General features: G+C 43.6%; 22 protein-coding genes. 2 read left to right on the top strand and 20 right to left on the bottom strand.

Going from position 1 to position 23035, the window contains the following annotated elements; genetic code table 11:
- The first annotated feature begins 5 nt into the window (after positions 1-5).
- Positions 6-419 carry a PaaI family thioesterase gene (locus JMW85_RS10785; RefSeq protein WP_201581746.1) on the top strand — a complete coding sequence of 138 codons (414 nt, stop codon included), beginning with the start codon at positions 6-8 and terminating at the stop codon, positions 417-419.
- A gap of 91 nt (positions 420-510) precedes the next feature.
- Here JMW85_RS10785 and JMW85_RS10780 read toward each other — a convergent pair whose 3' ends face one another.
- The 7 genes from JMW85_RS10780 to JMW85_RS10750 form a co-directional block, all read right to left on the bottom strand.
- Positions 511-1137 (bottom strand): YceI family protein, encoded by a 627-nt coding sequence (locus tag JMW85_RS10780; RefSeq protein ID WP_201581745.1) that lies wholly within the window; start codon positions 1135-1137, stop codon positions 511-513.
- A gap of 174 nt (positions 1138-1311) precedes the next feature.
- Positions 1312-2103, bottom strand: a complete 792-nt coding sequence (locus JMW85_RS10775) for a PAP2 family lipid A phosphatase (RefSeq protein ID WP_227681798.1) — start codon at positions 2101-2103, stop codon at positions 1312-1314.
- Positions 2100-2573, bottom strand: coding sequence for a diacylglycerol kinase (locus JMW85_RS10770; RefSeq protein WP_201581744.1), 474 nt, complete (start codon positions 2571-2573; stop codon positions 2100-2102). The genes JMW85_RS10775 and JMW85_RS10770 overlap by 4 nt, the downstream gene beginning before the upstream one ends.
- A gap of 141 nt (positions 2574-2714) precedes the next feature.
- Entirely contained in the window at positions 2715-4061 is a 1347-nt protein-coding gene (locus JMW85_RS10765; protein ID WP_201581743.1) for a sensor histidine kinase, read from the bottom strand.
- A 72-nt stretch (positions 4062-4133) separates the two neighbouring features.
- The gene (locus JMW85_RS10760) at positions 4134-4820 is read right to left on the bottom strand and encodes a response regulator transcription factor (protein WP_087814480.1); all 687 of its coding nucleotides are present in this window, start codon (positions 4818-4820) and stop codon (positions 4134-4136) included.
- A gap of 40 nt (positions 4821-4860) precedes the next feature.
- Complete coding sequence (locus JMW85_RS10755; RefSeq protein ID WP_201581742.1) at positions 4861-6582, bottom strand: phosphoethanolamine transferase; 1722 nt, start codon at positions 6580-6582, stop codon at positions 4861-4863.
- A 398-nt stretch (positions 6583-6980) separates the two neighbouring features.
- On the bottom strand, positions 6981-7421 hold the full coding sequence (locus JMW85_RS10750; protein WP_201581741.1) for a CopD family protein: 441 nt from the start codon (positions 7419-7421) through the stop codon (positions 6981-6983).
- Positions 7422-7484: 63 nt separating this feature from the next.
- Here JMW85_RS10750 and JMW85_RS10745 point away from each other — a divergent pair, with 63 nt between their 5' ends.
- Complete coding sequence (locus JMW85_RS10745; protein ID WP_201581740.1) at positions 7485-7964, top strand: hemerythrin domain-containing protein; 480 nt, start codon at positions 7485-7487, stop codon at positions 7962-7964.
- Positions 7965-7988: 24 nt separating this feature from the next.
- On the opposite strand, the gene modA is transcribed toward JMW85_RS10745, so the two are convergent.
- From modA to JMW85_RS10680, 13 genes are all read right to left on the bottom strand, one after another.
- On the bottom strand, positions 7989-8834 hold the full coding sequence (gene modA / locus JMW85_RS10740) for a molybdate ABC transporter substrate-binding protein (RefSeq protein WP_201581739.1): 846 nt from the start codon (positions 8832-8834) through the stop codon (positions 7989-7991).
- 94 nt (positions 8835-8928) lie between these two features.
- Positions 8929-9420, bottom strand: a complete 492-nt coding sequence (locus tag JMW85_RS10735) for a molybdenum cofactor biosynthesis protein MoaE (RefSeq protein WP_109589626.1) — start codon at positions 9418-9420, stop codon at positions 8929-8931.
- A gap of 56 nt (positions 9421-9476) precedes the next feature.
- Positions 9477-9767, bottom strand: coding sequence for a MoaD/ThiS family protein (locus tag JMW85_RS10730; protein ID WP_045455098.1), 291 nt, complete (start codon positions 9765-9767; stop codon positions 9477-9479).
- A 60-nt stretch (positions 9768-9827) separates the two neighbouring features.
- Positions 9828-10346: a cyclic pyranopterin monophosphate synthase MoaC gene (gene moaC / locus JMW85_RS10725; RefSeq protein ID WP_201581738.1), complete on the bottom strand. Its 519-nt coding sequence runs from the start codon at positions 10344-10346 to the stop codon at positions 9828-9830.
- A gap of 60 nt (positions 10347-10406) precedes the next feature.
- The gene (gene mobA / locus JMW85_RS10720) at positions 10407-11192 is read right to left on the bottom strand and encodes a molybdenum cofactor guanylyltransferase (protein ID WP_201581737.1); all 786 of its coding nucleotides are present in this window, start codon (positions 11190-11192) and stop codon (positions 10407-10409) included.
- Positions 11193-11195: 3 nt separating this feature from the next.
- Positions 11196-11726 carry a molybdenum cofactor biosynthesis protein B gene (moaB, locus tag JMW85_RS10715; protein ID WP_201581736.1) on the bottom strand — a complete coding sequence of 177 codons (531 nt, stop codon included), beginning with the start codon at positions 11724-11726 and terminating at the stop codon, positions 11196-11198.
- 66 nt (positions 11727-11792) lie between these two features.
- Positions 11793-12908 carry a GTP 3',8-cyclase MoaA gene (moaA, locus tag JMW85_RS10710; protein WP_201581735.1) on the bottom strand — a complete coding sequence of 372 codons (1116 nt, stop codon included), beginning with the start codon at positions 12906-12908 and terminating at the stop codon, positions 11793-11795.
- Between the two features lie 334 nt (positions 12909-13242).
- A complete protein-coding gene (locus tag JMW85_RS10705; protein WP_201581734.1) occupies positions 13243-14538 on the bottom strand; it encodes a molybdopterin molybdotransferase MoeA in 1296 nt (431 codons plus the stop codon).
- 144 nt (positions 14539-14682) lie between these two features.
- Positions 14683-15582, bottom strand: coding sequence for a peptidylprolyl isomerase (locus JMW85_RS10700; RefSeq protein ID WP_374220460.1), 900 nt, complete (start codon positions 15580-15582; stop codon positions 14683-14685).
- 296 nt (positions 15583-15878) lie between these two features.
- Positions 15879-16604 (bottom strand): respiratory nitrate reductase subunit gamma, encoded by a 726-nt coding sequence (narI, locus tag JMW85_RS10695; protein ID WP_045447153.1) that lies wholly within the window; start codon positions 16602-16604, stop codon positions 15879-15881.
- 14 nt (positions 16605-16618) lie between these two features.
- Complete coding sequence (narJ, locus tag JMW85_RS10690; protein WP_201555114.1) at positions 16619-17416, bottom strand: nitrate reductase molybdenum cofactor assembly chaperone; 798 nt, start codon at positions 17414-17416, stop codon at positions 16619-16621.
- Positions 17417-17486: 70 nt separating this feature from the next.
- Complete coding sequence (gene narH / locus JMW85_RS10685) at positions 17487-19025, bottom strand: nitrate reductase subunit beta (RefSeq protein WP_055125087.1); 1539 nt, start codon at positions 19023-19025, stop codon at positions 17487-17489.
- Positions 19026-19117: 92 nt separating this feature from the next.
- Positions 19118-22876: a nitrate reductase subunit alpha gene (locus JMW85_RS10680; protein WP_201581732.1), complete on the bottom strand. Its 3759-nt coding sequence runs from the start codon at positions 22874-22876 to the stop codon at positions 19118-19120.
- Positions 22877-23035 lie beyond the last annotated feature (159 nt).

The raw sequence follows: 23035 nt of genomic DNA, 5'->3' as shown, positions 1-23035 counted from the left end.
GGGATATGTCTGCAACAAAAGAAGAAATTGTCGCCTTTATGGCGTTGGAATTTCCACAAACTAAATGTGTCATCGAGTCAGTCGGTGACAATCGCTCGACCTTATCACACGATATTGGTATCAATGAATTGCGTCCCGGTGGTACGGTCTCTGGACCAGTATTGATGAGCATCGCTGATGTGGCTCTCTATGTGGCGATACTTGGTAAAATAGGTATTGTGCCATTAACAGTGACGACGAGCTTGACCATTAACTTTTTGCGCAAACCCTCAGCAGAAGCACGTATTATCGCTGAGTGTACGTTGATAAAAGTAGGTCGCACGCTAATCGTTGGCGAGGTTGCGCTTTATTCTGAAGGCTCTCGCGACATGGTGGCTCACGTAGTTGGCACGTATTCCGTACCGCCTCAGCACGTTTAGCTATTTTTAGCCCACTTTTAAAATGAGGATAGGCTCTAAAAAAACAGTGCTATAAAAATTAATGTCATAAAATTAATGCTGATAAGGACTGCTACTGTTTGGTTGCCTCGACCTGAATGTTTAAATGAAGGTTTTTAGTGACGCCAAACCACGCATATTTATCGATATTCCATTTGGTGCGATCAATCATCGCCGTAAAATCCCCACCACAAATATCTTTTTTGAGCATGGCGTGTAGATAACAGTCAAACTTAGTCGCTGTTAAGCTAATAGGATGGGTTTCGCCATGCAGCGTTAGATGACCGTCTACTTTTGTGACCATTGGGCGTGATTTGTCTTGGCTAAAATACCATTTGTTAGAATCAAAGCGTGCCAACGGAAAGCGCTGCATATCAAAGAATCTAGGGCCTGTCAAAGTCTGGTTAAATGCTTTATTTCCCGTATTTAGAGAGCTGATCGGAATGACCAAGGAGATATTGCCAGTTTTTAAACTTGAGTCATATTGCAGTTGACCTTGGACATTATAAAAGCCGCCCGCAGTGGCAGGGGATTGGAAGCGTTCAATGGCAAAGCGCACATGGGTGCCAGCAGGATTGATGGTATAACTGGCGGCATGGCTGCTATGTGCAGCGCTTATTATTAATAATGGCAGTGTCAGTGCCAATGTCAGTAAAGGGTAGAGATGTGATCTTTGTAGAATAAAAGATAGGATGCTCATAGCTACATTCCTTTGCGGGCTATTGATAAATAAAGAACGTCGTCGACGAGCGCAATCCATGCTGTTACTCAATATTAAGTCAGTCAGCAATAACTATTTATACATTATTTATCAAATGCTTAGTAGCTTTATTTTCATAAGGGTATCATTGTTAATTTGGCTATTATTCAACAGTTAAGATTGGGTTTTCGACGATTTTTGAAAGCTTGCCGCATCAGTTTTTTTGCCATTAGCATTGATACTGTTGGCTTTATTCGCTACTGGATATTTAAAAAATAGCGTTGCAAGTGCGCAGGTTATGGTCAATGACAGTAGCATCGATACCAATGTATGACTAAAAAAGTGATCACCAAACAGCATTTTATACAGTCCCATCGTCCATCCTACGACCGTGACTATTTCAAATATTCTATAGCGATACTGATGCAGAGTGGGTAAAAAGGCCAAGCCATATAGAGAAAATCCGGCACTGGCATGAGCCGCTGGGAAGCACTTGGCAGGCGTGTTAGCGACTATATTTTGCCAAATATTTAGATAAGGCAAGTCGCCACCAAACAGTATTAAATGATTGGGGCAACTGACATGAGTGACACCTTTGAGTAGCGCAATCATACTGGGAACGGCAATTAAAACAAGCAGTAGATAACTTATTTCACGCGTGGATAAAGGCGTGAGCCGTTTATTGTACTGAGCACTTTTTATTGCCAGATTGATATCTGAATCCTGTTTATGTCTCAGGATTAGAGCGGCTATAAGATAAATGCCAAGCAAGATGAGTAGCAATTTAGGCAAGTCATAAAAAATAAAGGCAAAAGGTTGTGTGCCTTTTTCTAGTAGCCAGTATCCATTAGTGTAAAAAAGCTCACTAATACGAATGTCTAATTGGCTGTGCTCAAACAGCAGTGTCGCTATGATGGTTAAACATAGGAGTTTAAGCCAGACTCCATTGGCTGAATATGTTTTCAAAATACAACACTCAATAATGCCATCATCCACAAGATAAATAGCAGCAGTAATGCCAAAAATTGTGCCGCAGAGCCAACATCTTTGGCTATCTTTGCCAGTGGATGCTTGGCGGTCGATGTGTGATCGACACTGGCTTCGATTCCCGTGTTAATGAGTTCGACGATTAATGATAAGAAAGAAGCAACGACCAGCAGCATTTTGATGCTGATAGTGAAAGGGCACAATATAATAGCCATGAATAATATGAGATTGAGCCAAAATACTTGTCGAAAAGCCGCCTCAAATTTGTAAGCTGCTTTAAAGCCGTCCAGAGAGTAACCAGCGGCTTTTATAATACGGTAAAATCCTGTTTTACCCTTGGCTTCACTGGCATAGCTATGGGGTAGCAGTTGTTTTTTGCCTGTTATTGGGCTTAAAACCCCACGACTGGCCGACTGGTTTTCAAGATTAATAGGATTTGCTTTATTCATGTCAAATGCTTCACAGTCTATTAATATCAAGGTATGCGATAAATGTTAATCATTTAATCATGGTCGAATGTTCAATATGCCCTAAGTATAAGCGGGTAGGCATTAAGAAAACGTTAAGCTTTTTTAAAATAGAGATCTGCTCTAATGATAATTGATGATAAAGGTACTGCCACCTAACGGATTGACTTGATGGGTAAGCTGCCAGCCCATATGTGTCATGATGCGCTGTACGATACTGAGTCCCAAGCCTGTGCCTTCTGCTGGATAATGGGCGTCAGCTGCCGATGACGATTCTGTATCCAATGAGATGTCTTTATAATGCTGCTCTAGACGCTCAAATCTCTCATATAGCAGCGGCATCATCACCTCAGGAATACCTAGACCAGTATCAGTGACGGTGATTTTTTCAGCATCGATAGTGATGATGACCTCACCCTCATCGGTGTACTGAAACGCATTTTTTATCAAATTACCCAGTGCCATTTTTAGCAGTTCAGGTCGTACGTGTGCGACATACAGCTGTTCTGCGACTATTTTACAAGTGACTGACTTATGGCGAAGCAAGTAATTTAAGCGATGTACTTCATTTAACGCGATGTCATTGATAGACGTTGGCGGTGCATCCAGTTTTTCAGGAGCACGAGACAGCAATAATAAGGCGCTGATAATCTCCGAGGTTTCTTTGGCGGTCGTACTGATACGAGTGGCAAATGCGCTCAAGTGAGGGTCGTTTTCTAGTTGTGAGGACAATACTTCTGATGCCCCCATGATAATCGTCAAAGGCGTGCGCAGCTCGTGACTGACATCACCAGTAAATAGCTGCTCGCGTTTGAGGTACTGCTCAAGTTTGTGGTTTTTTTCATCGATTGCGCGTGCTAACACGCCAACCTCGGAGGGCAGATGCGTCAATTCCGTCAAGTTGTGATGATCTGTTTCTACGGCTTGCTTTAAGTCTAATAAAGGTTTAATGATTTGCTTGGAGGACAGCGATGAAAATATCGCTGCAATCAATAAGCTCAAAATGACTGCTACTTTTAGGGCGTTGGCAAATATGTCTTCTAAATGCTCAAATATGGCCAAAACAGGGTAATTCCCCATCACCATTTCAGTATTTTCTAAGTAAGTTAAAATGTAGTTTTCTTTGTCTTTTTTATAATTAAAAAAATGTAACTCTGTCGTCGATTGACCATTTTTAGTGGTGACAGTGACGGGCATCTCTTGTACGGTTTGGGTGGCCAGTTTTTGCAGATTGCTCGGTGCGTTATCGAAGCGATAAATTTTAATACCCGGTTCAGCGGTATAAATAGGCTGATCGCCTTCTTTTTCTTGGCTAAGCTCTAACTGTTGCAATAAGCGAGCTTTGACCAGCTGTGGCTCCATTCTGACTTCGGCATACATAAAAATACTGACGAAAGTGGCACACAGTAATAGGGCAAATAACAAGTAGGAGAGTCGAAACTTATTGGCGATGGAGTCGATATTAAACATGGTATTTACTTCGTTGTGAAAGACGATATGAAAGACGTTGAGAGTCAAATAAGGACATCAGACGATTGTTTTTTAGGCTTTATCAGGATCAATAATCTGATAACCGACACCGGGCAACGTGACTATCATGATTTTATCGAACGGCTTATCTACCTGCGCACGGACCCCATGCATGTGAGTGCGCAGTGCATCACTGCTTGGTATGTCTTCGCCCCATACTTTTTCTTCCAGCTCGGTTTTGCTAACCACGCGCGGCGCGGCGCTCATTAAGGTATGTAGTATTTTGAAGCCTGTGGGTGTGAGTTTTAGCGACTTACCTTCACGTGTAATCGTATGCTCACTATGATTTAAAGACAATGTGCCAACAGTTAAACCATGCTCAAAATGATCATCTTTATATCGGCGTATGAGAGCCTTAATACGAGATTCTAATTCCACCAATGAGAAAGGCTTAACCAGATAATCGTCAGCGCCACTATCGAATCCTGCCACTTTATCTAAAATCGTATCGCGAGCGGTCAGCATCAATACTGGCGTTTTGTCATGCAGCTCTTCCCTGAGCTTTTTGCACAGTTTAGTGCCGTCCATACCCGGCAGCATGACATCTAACAAGATGACGTCATATCGATTATTCGATGCGAGCGCTAAGCCACTAATGCCATTATGGGCATTGTCTAGCTCAAAGCCTTTCGGCTCAAAAAAAGCATAAATATTGGCGACGATATCGGGATTGTCTTCAATGATGAGTATCTTGTACATGAGTATTATTACCTAAAAAGGCGGAGCGATGATAAAGAGTTCAATTAGCCACTTTAAAAAAGGTGGGTGCTGCTTTGGTTTCGTCAGTGGTGATACCAAAAAACTGAAGCAAGGTTGGCGTAATAAAATCATGTGATACGGGCTGATCAATCATGTTAGCTAGGCTAGTCTTAGCAATAGTGCTGCTATCCATGCCGTTGCCATTCGGTGACCAAATAATCACTGGCACGTGCTTTTGAGCATTTGGCGCAATAGCGTATGGCAGACCATGCAAGTAAATATTGTTTTCGCCCAAACTTTCTCCATGATCACTAATATATACCATCACCACCTCATAATCTTGCTCATAAGGTTTTAAGATGTCGATCACGCTATTTAAAAAATAATCTGTATAACGAATGGCATTGTCATAACCATTGATAACCGATTGGTTGTCGCATTTTGATAGCTCATTGGTCATACAGACGGGCTGATATTCTGCAAAATCTTTAGGGTAACGCTTAAAATAAGCGGGTCCATGATTGCCCATTTGATGCAGCAAAACAAGTGTGTCTTTAGGTGTCTCTTTCTGTGAGCTGCCTGACTTAACCAGTTTATCAAAACCATCAAGCATGCCTATGTCTCGACACTCAATATCACAATCTGGATTGAGCGCGGCTGTTTTATAATCCTCAAAAGTTACGCGGTCAGCCACCCCTTTGGCGCTAGAGTTATTGTCTCGCCAAACGACATTGACGCCTTGCTTATGTAGCGTATCGAGCACGTTTTCATTATAGCTAGCGCTATCAGGGTCATAAGTTTTTCTATTGGCGTAGCTAAACATGCAGGGTACTGAATAGGCGGTGGATGTGCCGCATGACGAGGCGTCTTTAAAACTGTAGATGTCTGATTGTTTTGAAAGCAAAGGCGTGGTGTTGCGCGCATAACCGTTTAAGCCAATATGGTCAGCGCGAACGGTTTCACCGACGACAAATACCATCAACTTAGGTTTTACAGCGCTGTTGCTAGTGTTGCTAGTGTTAAAAGAAATGCTACGCTTTGCATCTGTGGCATGAGGGATTAGCGTATCGGGACGACGGCGCTCAGCGATATAATCAGTACCCAGTTTGATGACAGAATAAACAGGAGTAATAGGATTGACATAACTACGGACTATTTTGTGCTGGCGAAAAAAGCTGGCGTATTGGTCACCAAATGGCACCAGACACACCGCTATCAATACGATAGATAATAATAGGGTGACTGATTTTTGAAGGACCGCTCGTTGCCAAGACAACCGCTTTAGACGAATGTTACCAATCATAAAAGCAGGCACTATACCTAGTAAAAATAGGCGAATAAATAGACTGGGTGCCATCAATCCCATGGCTTCTGCTTGATCGGTTTGTAAGCCGTTAATGAGCATATCACGATTAAATATCGTCCCGTAGGCGTCGGTAAAGTAACCACAGATAGCTGCAATCAGCACCATTATGATAAGCACTACTTTTGCTGTTGAGCGATAACACAGCAGTGATAACACCAACCATATCAGCCCAAATAATAAGCCTATGATGGAAAAAATAAAGCCCGCGTTTGTGCTAAATGGATAAACGCTGAGTGCTTGCTCAAAAAAGCCAATATTCGCCGACGCTACTAAGTACAGAGCAACGACTATGATCAGATGATTGAGATTAATCTCGCGATTATAAAGCTTACTTAGGGAGCGGCTTTTTTTATTGGCTTTGGGCGCAGCGATTTTGGCGGCTTGAGATATTGACATACAAGTACTTCTCAACAGGATGGTAAGGAGTGTAATGCCTTACAGTAACAAGTACGCTGTTAAGAAGATGTTAAGATAGTTGAATTCAATAAAATATTAGGACATATTAGGGTCTGTTGAACATTCACAAATAGGCACTGCTGATTGATCAAATCGTTTCAGACAAGGCGCAAATTGAAGATAATGCTCGTGCCTTAGCTAGACTTGCAACACAGTATGAAGCGATTTTAACATCAGCTCAAAGAGACAGGACTCTTTTTTGCCGCTTCGTCATTAAAAACATCCGCTTAGAACGACTAAACTAGATATTTTTAATCTAAAATCGACTAAAAAATAGTCACTGTCAGTGCCGTAGTCGAATGTTCAACAGACCCTAATAACCTAAACGATGACACATCCTAATTTAATCCTGTGCGAAAGAGCGTACCAACGACAACAAAGGCGGCAGAAAACAAAGTGACCAATATGATATTGATTGAAAATCCTTTCAGGGTGTGAATAGACAATCTGGGTATTCGATAGAAACGAGCGTGCAGGGCAACCAGAACAGTCATTAGCAATAATAGTAATTTGAGACTAATAAGAATACTAAAATCATTATCAAGTTTAAACCATGCAGCAATGTTGGGTAATAGCTGGTAGGCCATCCAAAGTCCAGTGATTATTTGCAGCACCAAAGCTGTCATTCCAACCCTCTCAAACAGCTGCTCAAATTGCATCAGACCATCAATATTTCGGGATGATAGCGCTTTTGGTAAGACCACCAAGGTCAAAATCAGATGCCCACCTGTCCAGACAGTAGCGCCTAACAAGTGTAGTATGAGTATATAGTTAAGCATAGATAAACATCCTTAAATGCCACTGACATAGGGCTTTATGTCGATTAACTGAGGTACTTAATCATGAAACGCGCCGCACAATTACAACCATTATCTCGTCAACATCATCTAGGTCTAAATCTATCTCGCCATGCTAAAGAGTGTGCTGATGAACCTAACGCAATTGCCGAGCATTGGCTAAATATCACGTCTTATATTAACGAGATGCAACAGCATTTTCAGATTGAAGACAATCTAATGGCTCATGCCTTACAGCCTCATAGCAGCTCCAAGCCTGAGGTGGCATCGGTACTAAATACACTTGATGCGCAGCACAAGTCCCTGCATGCATTCATGGCAGAGGTTCAAGATTTGCCGCACTCTCAAAGCAATCACGTCACCGTTGGACAAGTCAAAAAACTCGCCACCTTGCTATACGATCATATTCGTTTTGAAGAACGAGAATTGTTTCCTATCGTTGAGCGCTATCTGACAACAGAAGAATTAGAGGCTATTTATGATGCCAGTCCAGACAGTATCAAACGCTCAGATGAGAACCGCTAAAGCGCATTTTTTATCAAAGTTGTCTTAATCTATAGCGAGATAACCTGCGTCAGAAAAATACTGCTGTCCAGTAGGTGAGCGCAGATAGTTTGAAAAATCGGTCGCGGCAGTAGTATCACTAATTACCAACCCGTCTTGCAAAATAGGGGGATAAGCGTCTGGCGCCAACGTATAGAACTGCTCAGGCGTGGCTTTAATCGCTGTCAGTTGTGATTGAGCGACAAAGCCATAATCGACATTGCCAGTGTGCGCATATTGAAACGCTTGCCCGATATTTTCAGCTTGAATAATACGACTTTGCTCAGTGAGCGTGTCAAAGATATTTTGTGATTGCAGGTACGCTTGTGCCGACTTGCCATAAGGGGCGAGTTCTGGATTGGCAATGGTGATTTTGCTATCAGATTCAGACATCAATAATGCATTTAAAGTAGTAGTATTGAGTCCTTTAAGGGATTTGTTAACACTATAAAGTGCCAGCTGACCTTGGGTATAAGTAAAGGGCTCGTGGGTTGCTTCGTCAGCAGATTTTACGTTATCTAGTTTTTCTGTGGCAAGCTTGGCAGGAAATTCTTGATTGGCGGATAAAAATATATCGTAAGGTGCGCCAGAGGTAATCTGCGCATATAACTTACCTGAAGAGGCATAAGTCACGTCAATCGCTTGTGCAGGCGGGGTTTTATCCGCTTGATAAGCAGCAATAATCTCAGGCAATACATCTGATAAGTTGGCAGCCGCTGCGATGCGCAGTGTTTGACTTTGCTCAGTGGTGTTATCGACATCTGATTGGACTGGCTGAGTGGTTTGCTCTTTGCTACAAGCGGTTAGCGTTAACACTAAGCAAGCTGATGATATTGTTATTAGTTTAATCATTATTATAAAACCTTCTTATTATTGCTCGCCAGTGTCGCTCACTGTTATTGCTAAAGGTTAGCTATCGCTTTAAGTAGTCATTTGAAGCGCATTATTACCCATTATTACTAAGCCACTTAGATGAATCGTCTTGGTAATATTCTTGCTTCCAAACTGGAATGTCGGCTTTAATAGTATCCAATATCCAGCGACAAGCATCAAAGGCAGGATAGCGATGCGCTGAGACGACGCCAACCCAAATAGCGACATCACCAATTTCTAATGCACCGATACGATGGATGGCAATGGCATGGGTAATCTCAAAGCGCTTTTTGGCTTCTTCAATAATGGCGCGACCTTGATTGATGGCAAGATCTTCGTAGCCATAATAAGTCAAACGATTGACGCTACTGGCATTATTGTGATTGCGTACCCGTCCTTCAAAGCAGACAAACGCGCCGCAACTGTCATTATCAAGGGTGCTTTTAAGACGATTTTCATCAATATCAGTATCTAACAGCGCAAAACCATCACGTTCAGCGATGAGGTACGCCTCATCAATGGTACGTTTAATGCTCATCGATTGACCGTGTACATTGTCTGTCATATACCTTTTCTCTTATTGTTTTTAAGATTCTTAGTGATGCAAATGATAGTGTGGTTTTAACCACCAGCCACTGGGGTGATAAAAACCACACTATCACCCTCATAAATCTCATCTGTCCACTTGGCAAAATAGTCATTGACCGCCACGCGTAGCTCCGACTGCGGACGACTGAAGCGATGTTTTTGGCGTAGTTGTTCGTACAGTTCGGTCAATGAAGTCGACTGAGGCACAGTGATTGTTTCTTCATGACAATCGGCTTCATCAGCTAAGCTAGCGAAATATAAGACGTTAATATTCATCGTGGTGTCTAGCTTAGAATTTGTATTGCTTTCTACTAAAGTGCTCATAGAAATCTCCATTATTTATTCATTACTAAGCTTTTTGTAAATGATATGCATAAAGCCAATTTAAGCATGTTGATAGTCGGACTTACCGCCGGTTTTTTTCATTAAATGAATATTATCAATCACAATGTCATGCGAGATGGCTTTGGTCATGTCATAAATGGTCAAGCAAGCGACACTGACAGCGGTTAATGCTTCCATTTCTACCCCAGTTTTATGGGTGACTTTGACGGTAGCAGTCACAGTGATACTGTTCTGGTCATCATCGTATGTAAAGCTTAAGCTGATTTTATCTAAGGGCAGAGTATGGCAAAGTGGAATCAAGTCATGGGTGCGTTTGGCTGCCATAATGCCAGCGATATGAGCAGTTTGGGTGATGCTGCCTTTTTTGGTCATACCGTCCGCGGCTTTGATTTGCGTATAAATGTCTGCAGGAAAAACCACTTGTCCGCTTGCATGTGCTTCTCTGGTGGTGGGCGTTTTGCCACTCACATCAACCATGGTGATATCACCGTCGCTATCTAGATGGGATAAGCCGGATTGATTGTTTTTATTATTGTTGTTTACTTGGTCGCTATTCATTTTCATTTCTCTTAAATGGCCAGTTTTTATCAGATGGTCAGCTTCTCTCAATAAACCTTTTTATAAGTCGTTTAAAGCTAAACAGGCATGCTCAAAATCTTTAGGCGTATTAAAATTGGTCAAATACTGCCAATCTCTTGCGAAAGGGACGGGCTGCACAAGCGGCTTAATAAACTTCATCACTTGCCGCTGTCCATCGTCAATATAATCCTTTAAATCAGGTTCAATACTTAAACGATATAAACCTAATAATGGATGTAAATGGCTGTCATCGGTTAGGCAAATGACAGTTTTATCAGGATTTTTCGTCATATAAGGTTGCAGTTTTTGCCATAAATCGGTGACAGGAATTAAACTGTCACAGCTGATAACCATCAACCAAGATTGCTGCCAGCTTGCTTCTTTTGTTAATTGGTTTGAACTTGCCAAACTCTTTAATGCTTGCAACGCTGACTCAATCGCTACCAACGCGCCGCCTGTTTCAATCGGTTTATTATGGCTACTAGAAAGTTCATTGCTAGAAGCATTTTTAACCAAAACATTGTGAACCGAAAGATAGTCAGCAATATGGAAAATTGGCAATTTTGGATGTTTCTTCATCAAATTTGGATCAATGGTAAAGCCACGTCCATTATCCGCAATCATAATAGGTATATTGCTTTTCATCGCAGCACTCAATTCAAGCGCTTGTCTAACATGATAATCAAGTAAACGTTCACCTGTTGGTAAGATAAGCTCAGCTTTTGGCGATCCCATACGTTTGGACGCGCCGCCCGCCAAAATTACGATACCTACTAAGCGATTGCATTTATCTACTTCGATTAATCTATCTGCAACATCGACCATGAATCAATCGTGACCTGGGTTGGTGCGCATAAAGTGCGGCACAAAGTTACAAGGACGCGTGCGGCTATCGAGCTGCTCTTGTAAGATACCTTCCCAAGCAGTGCGGCAAGCGCCTGATGAGCCGGGTAAGCAAAAAATGCCCGTGCCATTTGCCATACCAGCCACAGCGCGAGATTGGATGGTAGACATGCCGATATCGTCTTTTGAGATTAAGCGGAACATTTCACCAAAACCATCAACCGATTTATCAAATAATACGCTGACCGCCTCTGGCATACTGTCTCGGATATAAAAGCCAGTACCGCCAGTGGTGATAATAGCGTGCACATTTGGGTCGGCAATCCAACCGCTGATGACGGCTCTGATTTTATAAATATCATCAATAATCAGCTGACGATCGGCAAGTTGGTGTCCTGCTGTGGTCAGTTGGTCAACCAAATACTGCCCTGAGGTATCTTCTGCAAGAGTACGACTATCAGAAACCGTTAAGATGGCGATATTAAGCGGGGTAAAGGGTGCTTGCAGCTTACTCATGAATAATCCTTAATAAATACGCTTGTTATGGAAATAAAAGTTTTTATTATTGATACATTATTGATTTTATCCACCAATCATCGACAAATTATTCATCATGCCGCTGTTTGATTCGTGAAGATGATGATGTTCAGGTTTGATTGGCATAAAGCTATGGAGGGTATTAACAAGTCCTGCGACATCATCGTGTGCTAGATGCTGACGAATATCGTAATTACCTTGGTCAAACAAGCACAAATGAACCTTGCCTTGACTACTGACCCGCAAGCGATTGCAGCTATCACAAAAATGAGCAGCATAAGGGGCAATCATGCCAATACGCCCTTGATAATCTGGATGGCTGTATTCTATCGCTGGTCCATCGTTGCTGCCACGTATATGAGTTTGCCAGCTATTTTTTAATAAGTAATTGGTAATAATATCGGACTGTGCATGCTGCGCAAAAAATAAATCGCTATTATCACTGGTCTGCATAAATTCAATAAAGCGATAAGTGACCGCTCTGTTTTTGATGTATTCAATGGCATTCATCAAATTTTCAAAAGCAGTCTCAGCCATTAAAATACTGTTTATTTTTAGCTTAATATCTGTGGTTGCCAGTAAGGTATCCATGTCAGCCAAGAGCTGCGGCAACATATCAAAGCCAGTCATTTTATGGAAGGTTGCGGCATCAAAGCTGTCCATACTGATATTAAGCTGATTCAGTCCAGCCGCTTGCCAACTAGCTAAGTGCTTACCAAGCTTATAACCATTGCTGGTCATGGCAACGGTTTCTATACCTTCAGTGTTTTTGATGGTTTTAATAATATCGACCACATCACGGCGTATAGAGGGTTCACCGCCTGTAATCCTGACTTTTTTAGTACCAACTTCGGCAAATCCGCGGATTAACGTGGCAATTTCAGTAACACTAAGCTCGTTTTGTGGTGGTTTGCCTTGATAGCCATCTGGCAGGCAATATTCACAGCGAAAATTACAGAAATCAGTAATCGATAGACGCAAATAGGTGAGACGTCGTGCGAAACCATCGGTTAACGGTTGAGAGAGCGTGACCGGAAAATACGTCGACGTGCTAGCAGCTTTCGATGCAACGTTCGATGATGAGTCACCATCAAAAATAACGGGTGCAGCGGCAGGCGAATACAATTGCGCATTACCTAGGGTAGGGGCAAGATGGTTCATAGATGATTACCATTAATATTAAGTATAGTGTGTACTTTTAGGCGTTGCCTCAGGTTGTGAGTGGGAAGTTCTATTTAAACACGATTATGACAGCTTGCTAGCAAATAACCATTCACCGTAAGTGACCCAAAAACTACCACTAAAGTAGTAGATGCTATTTGGTTATGATTTTTAAAATCAACATACGCCCCAAGCAGTTTCTCATGATTCATGGCTAATCAACAGTATAAAGAATGATTAACTGTGTAACGCTTTATACCATTGATTAGCCATGCAGCTTTTTAGCTATACCGTTATTAATGATTCAATTATTTAGCTGTTGTTTAGCTGTTTTTTAGCTATGCAACCAAGGGAAAGGCTGCGCTTTTACGGTTTCACCAGCGGCTACATTGCCAGAATCTTGTGCCAAGACAATAAAACAATTGGCATGGCTTAGTTGTTTGATACGATGCGATTGTTGCTTGCTAAAGCTTTCAACTTGGAAATCGCCAAGTTCGTTTTGGGACAATATGCCTCTTTGAAAATCCATACGCCCCGCTGATTTTTTGACATCATTTTTAAGCGTTGCAGTGAGACTTAACTGCATAGGTCGCTCTTGTGGCGCAGCGCCTGCCATTTGCCACAAGGCTGGAATGACAAATTGCAGACTACCAACGATGGTCGATAGCGGATTGCCGGGCAAGCCAAAATATAGCACGGGCTTGGCAAGATCTTTAGTCAGCTCGCCAAAGACAAATGGCTTACCGGGTTTCATCGCAACTTTATAGTGGTTAATCTGCCCAAGCTGCCCAATAACCGTGGTTAAAAAATCATAGTCGCCAACCGATACCCCAGCCGTGGAGATAAGGACATCGCACTCTTGCATCGCTTGGGTTACGGCAGTGGTGGTTTTATCTAAGTCATCTGGGATAATGCCATAATCACGAATAGTGACGGGCAAATCAGCGAGCAGGCTTTTTAGAGTCGGCGTGTTCGAGTTATAGATTTGCGCCAAACTGGTAAGCTCATTGCCAATCGCCACTAGCTCATCACCTGTTGCGAGTACACCAACGATTAAAGGCTGATATACCGTCACTTGACCAAAGCCCAAATTAGCCAATAAGCTAATATCAGCAGGATTTAGGCGTTTACCCTTTAATAGAACCGCTTCACCAACTTCAATTTCTTCGCCTTGTTTACGGATATTGTCATCATACTTAGCGTCTTGACTGAGGGTAATAGTATAAGGCTGTGATTTATCAATGCTGCCTTTTATGGCGGCAAAGTTGGTATTTTCTTGCATGATGACCGTATCGCAGCTATCAGGAACGACCGCACCGGTAAAAATACGCACTCCTTGTCCTGCTGAAATATCGCCACTATAAGGACTGCCTGCTTGTGATTCACCGACGATATCAATCGTGCTGTCTGCTGAGAGTGTGCTGTCTTTAGCAATCGCATAACCATCCATCGCCGATAGGTTTTGCCTTGGTATCGCAAAGGGCGATACGATATCTTCTGCCAATATATGATGACGGCTGTCTAATAAATCGTAACTTGCGACGTCTCTTTTATGTAGCGGATAGTCGTTAGTATTATAAGTTTCTATGCGCTGCTGTATTTCAGAGATTAGCTCTGCAACCGTAATCATAAACGTCTACTCATTTTATTAATATTGAACTGTGTTATTGATATTGAACGACACATAGCAAAAAAAGTGTGTTGTATCACAAGAACCTTTATACCATAGCAGCTACTTTATAACATAAGAATTAAGTGACCGACAGCGGACTGCTTAGCCACGGAAGATATTTTCTTGCTCAAGCGTCATCTCGATACCTTGGATATCAGCTTCATGCGCTAAGGTAAACAAGTAGTCGCATAATGATTGGTGAAAGGCTTGTTGGCTCAGTTTATTATGGATCGCAGGGCTGACTTGCTCATAAGTCATCTGTATCCCAGGTTCCTTATTGAGCACCTCAACGATATGAAAACCGTAACGGCTTTCGATAGGGCTTGGCGCAAGTCCTTTATCTAGCTTAAATAATACACCTTCAAATTCTGGTACGGTTTGACCTTTGCTAATCACACCCAGTTCGCCACCTTGCTCTTTTGAAGGGCAAGCAGAATGCTGGCGTGCTAACTGGATAAACTCGGCATCAGGATTGGCGTTATTTTTAATTTGTTCAATAAACTCGTAAGCGGTCTTTTTAAGTTTTAAGCGCTCATCGCCATCTTCAGGCGGGCATGCCAATAAAATATGGCGTACAGTCATGATGGGATCAGTCTTAAAGTCAGTCATATTCTGCTTATAATAGCGCTCACAAGTTGCCATATCTGGCATCGTTGCTTGAACGTTTTTGTCTATTAAAGTAGAAATGGCTTGCTCTTCGTCGTTTTCCCATGCCGCTTCATTAAGGCTTGGCTCATCTAAAATCGCCAATCTCAGTAATTCGCGCACTACTAACGCTTGCGTCGCTAAAAAGACGGCGTCTTCTTTGTTTTCTGCTGGATGATATTGCAGCTCTTGAGCGATATTGGTTCTATCTATCATCACCCCATTGACCGTCACTGAAGGCAGCTCATCACGGCTAGAGGCAATCAGATTTTTATGGTTGCTTCGCTCTTCTGCCATTGCTTTTTCGATGAACTCTTGGTCAGAATGCGGTTTTTGCAAATCAGACAAGGTTGGCATTACTCTAAGAATATCATCACCGCGACCAGTAGGGGTGTGATCGGCATGACTGTGACTGTGATTATCATTACCATGGCTGTGATGTTTACCACTGTGCACATGAGCGTTTTGGTTGGTCGCATGGTCGGCTGGATTGTAGGTACTGACAGTCATGGCTTTGCTCCACTAAGGATTCTGGTAATAGAAATTCTAAAATATAGGGCGTGTTGATTCATCGTTAAAGGTAGGGTCAAGAGCAGTATCTAGGTGAGGATAGGGTTAAAAACGCCGTTCCATTTAGATACTGCTCTATAGCCTTACTGAGAGTTCTTTTGTCTGACAATTTGATAGCGACGGCCGAAATACCAAATTGGCGCGCTAATGATATGAATAAGCCGTGTAAACGGAAATATCGCAATCAGGGTGATGCCTAGCGCCATATGCAGCTGATAAATTAAGTCAGTTTGCTCAATGCGCGCCGCTGCCTGCAAAGGTCTTAAAATTGTGATGTCCTGTGCCCAGCCTGCCAAATTCATCATGGTATAGCCATCTAAATGCTTCACTGACGTAAAGATGGACAGCAGACCCAAGTTCAGCTGGATAAATAACAGCACCAGTACCAGTTTGTCTGAGAATGATGAGGTGTTTGAGATACGGTCATCGGTAAAGCGTCGCCACATGAGCATGACCAAACCGAACCAACAAAATACCCCTGCGATACCCCCAACGACCACCGCTAATATCTGCTTATGCCCAGCGCTGATAAATCTGTCATAAAGAAAATGCGGCGTCAACATACCAAATAAATGACCGAGGAGCACCACGATAATGCCAACGTGGAATAAGTTGCTGGCAAGGCGCATGTTTTTGCTTCTAAGCATCTGCGTCGAGCCTGTCTTCCATGAATACTGAGATAAATCAAAACGTACCCAAGTACCAATGATAGCGATGGTCAATGCCACATACGGATAAACGCCAAAAAGGAAAATTTGTAGCCAGTTTAGGTTGGCTAAAGACTGCACACTAGGATCTGCGATATTCATGTCCTTTCTCCTTATTATGATTTAACCGGCTGGTTGGTTTTAAAATCTACCCAGTGCACTGGAGCATCGACCGCATTTGTAGCAGAGGCATTTTTTATACCAGCTTTTGCTGCAAGATTTTGGGTATTTGTCTGTGACGGGCAGCGCTCTTCTTGTTGCGCATCCAAAAACGTCACCACTTCTTCTTCCCATTCTTTGTCTAATGCCTCAAAGCTGTCATCACGCTTTTCTTTGCTGATTTTTTCTTGGTACTCTTCAACGATATCGAGCGGTTTACCAGCGATTTGCAATAGCGCATTGAAGCAGCCTTTATACAAGCTACCGCGACCCTCTAATCTGGCGGCAAGCAAAGCGAGGATATGGCTAACATCAGCGATATCCATACGAATTTGAATGTCGTCTTCAATAATGGTTGCTTGATACGCTAAAAATTCAAGATATAAAGGCAGATAATCAGGCAGCTCTTTGACGCTAATTTCAAAGCCCGCTTCTTGATATTGACCCATCAAATCGACCATCGCTTGACCACGGTCGCGCGATTCGCCATGTACATGCTCAAACAACCATAGTGATAAAGAACGCCCGCGCTCAAACAGACCGTCATAACGCGCTTGCGCCTCAAGAGAGCCGGTATCGATTAAATCTTCGATCAAGTCGATGATTTGCGTCCGTACTTCTGGGCTAATCAGCGTTGATCTGGCAACAATCTCTGTGCAATCAGCTAAGGTATCGCCTAAAAACAGCTCATTACTTGGATAGTCGATAAGTAGGCTGAGTACCTTGAGTAGCTTTAAGTCTGAAGCGCCAATCATCGGCGACTCAATCGCTGAATTAATTGGCTCATGCACTGAAGTGCTGTTATTGAGTTGAGTAGTTTGCATCTTATGACTCCCACTTTTGGACAGTATCGATGAAATCGCGGCGATTGGTTTTGCGTTGTCCAAACATGCTATTGTCCGAATGTCCTGAACAGCCTTCGCCAAAGGTGAATCCGCAACCATTACGCTCAGCGAATGCATCACTCAATGCTTCTTCACGATGCGCCGTTGGAATCACAAAGCGATCTTCGTAGTTGGCGATAGCCAAGTAGCGGTACATCTCTTCCACTTGCAGCTTGGTCAAACCCACATCATCCAAAATACTTTGGACTTCTTGTTTTTCGACCAATTGCATACGCTTGTAGCTACGCATAGCAAGTAGGCGCTTCAATGCTAGACGAACTGGCTCTTCATCGCCTGCGGTAAGCATGTTTGCTAAATAGCGCAGTGGAATACGTAAACTGTCGACATCTGGAATCAAGCCATCCATACCGACTTTGCCTGCTTCAGCAGCATTTTGAATCGGTGATAATGGCGGCACATACCAAACCATCGGCAGCGTGCGGTATTCAGGATGTAGTGGTAGCGCAAGCTTCCAATCCATCGCCAGCTTATAAACTGGTGAGCGCTGGGCTGAATCAATGACCGATTGCGGTACACCGTCTTTTAATGCTTGGGCGATAACAGCAGGGTCATTTGGATCTAAAAATACGTCTAACTGTGCTTGATAAAGGTCTTGCTCGTTAGGTGTGCTTGCTGCTTCAGCGATTTTGTCCGCGTCATAAAGCAGTACGCCCAAGTAGCGGATACGACCAACACAGGTTTCTGAACAAACGGTCGGCAAGCCAGCTTCAATACGTGGATAACAGAAGATGCATTTTTCAGATTTCCCCGACTTCCAGTTGTAGTAAATCTTTTTATACGGGCAGCCTGAGATACACATGCGCCAGCCGCGACATTTTTCTTGGTCAATCAAGACAATGCCGTCTTCTTCACGCTTATAAATCGCGCCACTTGGGCATGACGCCACACAAGTTGGGTTCAAGCAATGCTCGCACAGACGTGGCAAATACATCATAAAGGTGTTTTCGTACTCGCCATAAATCTCCGCTTGAATATTGTCAAAGTTCTTATCTTTGCGACGTTTTTCAAACTCTGAGCCAAGGATTTCTTCCCAGTTAGGACCCCATTCAATCTTTTGCATACGTTTGCCAGTAATGGCTGAGCGCGGGCGGGCGATAGGTTGATGGTTGCTGATAGGCGCAGTATGTAAATGCTGATAATCGAAATCAAACGGCTCGTAATAGTCATCAATCTCTGGTAGGTCAGGGTTGGCAAAGATATTGGCGAGTACTCTGAACTTACCACCGATACGCGGATTGATAGTGCCATTGGCATTACGTATCCAACCGCCTTTCCATTTGGTTTGGTTCTCCCACTCTTTGGGATAGCCGATACCGGGTTTTGACTCAACGTTGTTAAACCACGCATATTCCATACCTTCACGGCTGGTCCAGACGTTTTTACAGGTGACTGAGCAGGTGTGACAACCGATACATTTATCAAGGTTAAGCACCATGCCGACTTGCGAACGAATTTTCATGGATCTGTGCTCCAAATAATAGTAAAAAAGCAGCTTTATGTTCTTCCTAGATATCCTGAAATCAGGATATCTTTTCGATAGAAGAAACAGCTTTACCCTTCAATGCTGGTTGGTAATGGACGTGGCAATTCGTTATCTGGCTTATCTTCTAGCCAGTCGATTTTTGACATTTTACGAATCACAACAAATTCATCACGGTTACAACCGACGGTGCCATAGTAGTTAAAGCCATAAGACTGCTGGGCGTAGCTGCCAATCATATGCGTCGGTTTCAAAATCGTCCGAGTGACCGAGTTATGGATACCGCCACGCGTGCCTGTTTGCTCAGAGCCTGGAATGTTGACCAATTTTTCTTGGGCGTGATACATCATGGTCATGCCTTCTTTCACCCTTTGGCTGACGATGGCACGGGCAGTGATTGCCCCATTAGCATTGAACAGCTCAATCCAATCGTTATCGACGATGCCGGCTTTTTGGGCATCGACTTCTGACATCCAGACACAAGGTCCACCGCGACTTAGGGTCAGCATGAGTAAGTTTTCAGAGTAGGTACTGTGGATGCCCCATTTTTGGTGCGGTGTTAAGAAGTTCAGTACAATCTCTTTATTGCCATTTGGCTTAGCGTCTTTGAGCAGCTCAGTGGTCTTGGTATCGATAGGTGGACGATACTGCTGCATTTGCTCACCAAACGCCTGCATCCAAGGATGGTCTTGATAAAACTGCTGACGACCAGTAATCGTACGCCATGGAATCAGCTCATGGACGTTGGTATAACCCGCGTTATAACTGACCTGATCCGACTCAATACCTGACCATGTTGGGCTTGAGATGATTTTACGTGGCTGCGCAACGATATCTTTAAAGCGGATTTTTTCGTGCTCGCTAGATTTGGCAAGATGAGTATGGTCGCGACCGGTGAACTCAGAGAGTGCAGCCCAGCCTTTTACGGCGACATGACCATTGGTCTCAGGCGCGAGCATCAAGATCATCTCAGAAGCATTAATGGCTGTATTGAGACGTGGTCTGCCTTCAGAGATACCCGTTTCAGTCACGCGGTGGTTTAAATCACCAAGCTGTTTGACCTCGGTTTTCATATCCCAATTCAAGCCTTTTGAGCCATTGCCCAGTTTTTCTAAGGCAGGACCCATAGAAGTGAACTTTTTATAAGTGCTCGGATAGTCACGCTCAACCACTTTAATCATCGGGCAGTTTTTACCCGGTACAGGTTTTTCGCCAGCCGTTTTCCAGTCAGTGCCACCAAATGGCTGTGCTAACTCACCCGGGGTGTCATGTTGCATTGGCAAGGTGACAACGTCAGTTTCAACACCTAAATGACCTTTTGATACTTCAGAGAAGCTCTTGGCAATGCCTTTATAAATTTCCCAATCGGTCTTAGATTCCCACGCAGGGTCAGTCGCGGCGGTTAATGGGTGAATGAATGGATGCATGTCTGAGGTATTCATGTCATCTTTTTCGTACCAAGTTGCAGTCGGTAGTACGATGTCAGAATACAAACAGGTGGAAGACATGCGGAAATCTAGGGTGACAACCAAGTCTAATTTACCAGTCGGTCCTTTTTCTACCCAATCGACTTCTTTTGGTTGCAGGTGACCTTCTGCATTTTCTTTATTGAGCAAGCCGTTTTTGGTACCCAAGAAATAATGCAGCATATATTCATGACCTTTACCTGATGAGCCCAATAGGTTTGAGCGCCAGATAAACATGTTGCGAGGGAAGTTGGCTGGGTTATCAGGTGATTCACAAGCAAAGCGTAAGCTGCCATCTTCGAGAGAATCGACCACATATTCTTCCACACCTTTGCCACTTTCTTTGGCTTTGGCAGCGATGGTCAGTGGGTTACGGTTGAGTTGTGGTGCTGAAGGCAACCAGCCTGCGCGTTCTGCTTGAATGTTGTAATCAAGCATATGCTCAGGGAAGAACTTTTTATCGACGAGAGGCGAGAGTATCTCATGGGCAGAAATGGTTTCGTGACGCCACTGTGAGCTGTGACTGTAGAAGAAGCTCGTGCCGTTCATATGACGCGGTGGACGATGCCAATCAAGCGCAAAGGCTAATGGTAACCAGCCCGTTTGAGGGCGTAGTTTTTCTTGACCAACATAATGTGCCCAGCCGCCGCCAGATTTACCGATACAGCCACACAGCATGAGCATGTTAATCACGCCGCGATAGTTCATGTCTAGGTGATACCAGTGGTTCATACCCGCGCCGATGATAATCATCGATTTACCATGAGTCTTATGGGCGTTTTCAGCGAATTCACGCGCGACTTGAATGACGCGCTCACGGCTTAGACCGGTGATGACTTCTTGCCAAGCAGGCGTGCCCGGTACGGTTGCATCGTTATAGTCATCAGTGACATGCTCGCCGCCAACACCATTATCCACGCCAAGGTTGGCAACGGTTAAATCAAAGACGGTCGCGACGATAGCGGTGCTGCCATCGGCAAGGGTAATGGTTTTACAAGGAACGGTTTTTTGCTGTATTGCTTCGCCCGGTACCGAGGTGAAATGTGGATGATCCACATGACCAAAGTAATCAAAGCCGACTTTGCAGGTCTCATTACTGTCTTTCAAAGTCAGCGTTAGGTCAATCTCTGCGCCTGTCGTACCATTTTTTTGCTCAAGGTTCCATTTGCCTTTTTCGCCCCAACGATAGCCAATCGAGCCGAGTGGAGATACCAGTTCACCATCACTATTTAGACCGATGGTTTTCCATTCAGGATTGTTTTCTTGACCTAAATTATTGATTAAGTCAGAAGCGCGTAGATAGCGACCAGCACGGCGTGCGCCTTCTTCACCTTCTAGCATCACAAGAACTGGTAAATCGGTATAGCGTTTGGCGTAATCTAAGAAATAGTCACTTGGCTGCTTAAGATAAAATTCTTTGATAATGACATGACAGAATGCTTGCGCAACAGCCGCGTCAGTACCTTGTTTTGGGTTCAACCATAAGTCAGTTAACTTAGAAACCTCAGCATAATCAGGGGTGATGGAGACTGTCTTAGTGCCTTTATAACGAACTTCGGTAAAGAAATGCGCGTCTGGTGTACGCGTTTGCGGAACGTTTGAACCCCAGGCAATAATATAATCAGAGTTGTACCAATCGGCTGATTCTGGCACGTCGGTTTGCTCACCCCAAACCATTGGCGAGGCTGGTGGTAAGTCACAATACCAGTCATAGAATGACAAGCAAACACCACCGATAAGTGATAAATAGCGACTGCCTGCCGCGTAACTGACCATCGACATCGCAGGAATCGGAGAGAAACCAACGATACGATCAGGACCGAAAGTTTTGGCGGTATAGACATTACTAGCAGCGATAATTTCATTAACTTCCGCCCACGTTGAGCGAATAAAACCGCCCAAACCGCGCTTAGATTTATACTGTTCTGCTTTGATAGGGTCTTGGACGATACTGCCCCAAGCATCGACTGGATCAGGATACTGCGCTTTGGCTTCACGCCATAATTTTAGAAGCGGCTTACGTACTTTAGGGTATTTCACACGGTTCGCTGAATACATGTACCAGCTGTAGCTTGCGCCACGAGGACAGCCACGCGGTTCGTGGTTTGGTAAGTCTGGACGGGTTTCAGGATAGTCAGTTTGCTGCGTCTCCCATGTGACCAAGCCATTTTTTACGTAAATTTTCCATGAGCAAGAGCCGGTACAGTTGACCCCATGCGTTGAACGCACGATTTTGTCATACTGCCAACGGCTACGATACACATTTTCCCAGTCACGAGACTCATCGCGCGTCTCACCATGCCCATCGGAGAATTCGCCCTTTTTACGTTTAAAAAAACGGAATTGGTCGAGTAAATGGCTCATTTCGCTATCCTCTGTATTATTGCCTATGGGGTATCTAAAGCTGAATGGCGTGGTAAAAACAACCCTTTGCCCAAGCTGTAAATGTTTTTCGATGGTATTATTTTAAGTAAGCCATCGCCCTCTTGCTATCCGCTAACATGAGCAGAGCACTACCACCTT

It is taken from the genome of Psychrobacter glacincola (assembly GCF_904846075.1).
GTDB lineage: Bacteria > Pseudomonadota > Gammaproteobacteria > Pseudomonadales > Moraxellaceae > Psychrobacter > Psychrobacter glacincola_C.
This window is presented reverse-complemented; position numbering and strand designations above follow the sequence as displayed.

Excerpts from the sequence above, each read along its gene's own strand:
- moaB (WP_201581736.1), bottom strand. The coding sequence starts at position 11,726 with ATGAGTAAGCTGCAAGCACCCTTTACCCCGCTTAATATCGCCATCTTA.
- JMW85_RS10745 (WP_201581740.1), top strand. The coding sequence starts at position 7,485 with ATGAAACGCGCCGCACAATTACAACCATTATCTCGTCAACATCATCTA.
- JMW85_RS10760 (WP_087814480.1), bottom strand. The coding sequence starts at position 4,820 with ATGTACAAGATACTCATCATTGAAGACAATCCCGATATCGTCGCCAAT.
- JMW85_RS10705 (WP_201581734.1), bottom strand. The coding sequence starts at position 14,538 with ATGATTACGGTTGCAGAGCTAATCTCTGAAATACAGCAGCGCATAGAA.
- JMW85_RS10780 (WP_201581745.1), bottom strand. The coding sequence starts at position 1,137 with ATGAGCATCCTATCTTTTATTCTACAAAGATCACATCTCTACCCTTTA.
- JMW85_RS10700 (WP_374220460.1), bottom strand. The coding sequence starts at position 15,582 with ATGCCAACCTTGTCTGATTTGCAAAAACCGCATTCTGACCAAGAGTTC.
- moaA (WP_201581735.1), bottom strand. The coding sequence starts at position 12,908 with ATGAACCATCTTGCCCCTACCCTAGGTAATGCGCAATTGTATTCGCCT.
- JMW85_RS10680 (WP_201581732.1), bottom strand. The coding sequence starts at position 22,876 with ATGAGCCATTTACTCGACCAATTCCGTTTTTTTAAACGTAAAAAGGGC.
- mobA (WP_201581737.1), bottom strand. The coding sequence starts at position 11,192 with ATGGTCGATGTTGCAGATAGATTAATCGAAGTAGATAAATGCAATCGC.
- JMW85_RS10735 (WP_109589626.1), bottom strand. The coding sequence starts at position 9,420 with ATGACAGACAATGTACACGGTCAATCGATGAGCATTAAACGTACCATT.
- JMW85_RS10765 (WP_201581743.1), bottom strand. The coding sequence starts at position 4,061 with ATGTTTAATATCGACTCCATCGCCAATAAGTTTCGACTCTCCTACTTG.
- JMW85_RS10750 (WP_201581741.1), bottom strand. The coding sequence starts at position 7,421 with ATGCTTAACTATATACTCATACTACACTTGTTAGGCGCTACTGTCTGG.
- narJ (WP_201555114.1), bottom strand. The coding sequence starts at position 17,416 with ATGATTGGCGCTTCAGACTTAAAGCTACTCAAGGTACTCAGCCTACTT.
- modA (WP_201581739.1), bottom strand. The coding sequence starts at position 8,834 with ATGATTAAACTAATAACAATATCATCAGCTTGCTTAGTGTTAACGCTA.
- narH (WP_055125087.1), bottom strand. The coding sequence starts at position 19,025 with ATGAAAATTCGTTCGCAAGTCGGCATGGTGCTTAACCTTGATAAATGT.
- JMW85_RS10755 (WP_201581742.1), bottom strand. The coding sequence starts at position 6,582 with ATGTCAATATCTCAAGCCGCCAAAATCGCTGCGCCCAAAGCCAATAAA.
- narI (WP_045447153.1), bottom strand. The coding sequence starts at position 16,604 with ATGAATATCGCAGATCCTAGTGTGCAGTCTTTAGCCAACCTAAACTGG.
- JMW85_RS10770 (WP_201581744.1), bottom strand. The coding sequence starts at position 2,573 with ATGAATAAAGCAAATCCTATTAATCTTGAAAACCAGTCGGCCAGTCGT.
- JMW85_RS10730 (WP_045455098.1), bottom strand. The coding sequence starts at position 9,767 with ATGAGCACTTTAGTAGAAAGCAATACAAATTCTAAGCTAGACACCACG.
- JMW85_RS10785 (WP_201581746.1), top strand. The coding sequence starts at position 6 with ATGTCTGCAACAAAAGAAGAAATTGTCGCCTTTATGGCGTTGGAATTT.
- moaC (WP_201581738.1), bottom strand. The coding sequence starts at position 10,346 with ATGAATAGCGACCAAGTAAACAACAATAATAAAAACAATCAATCCGGC.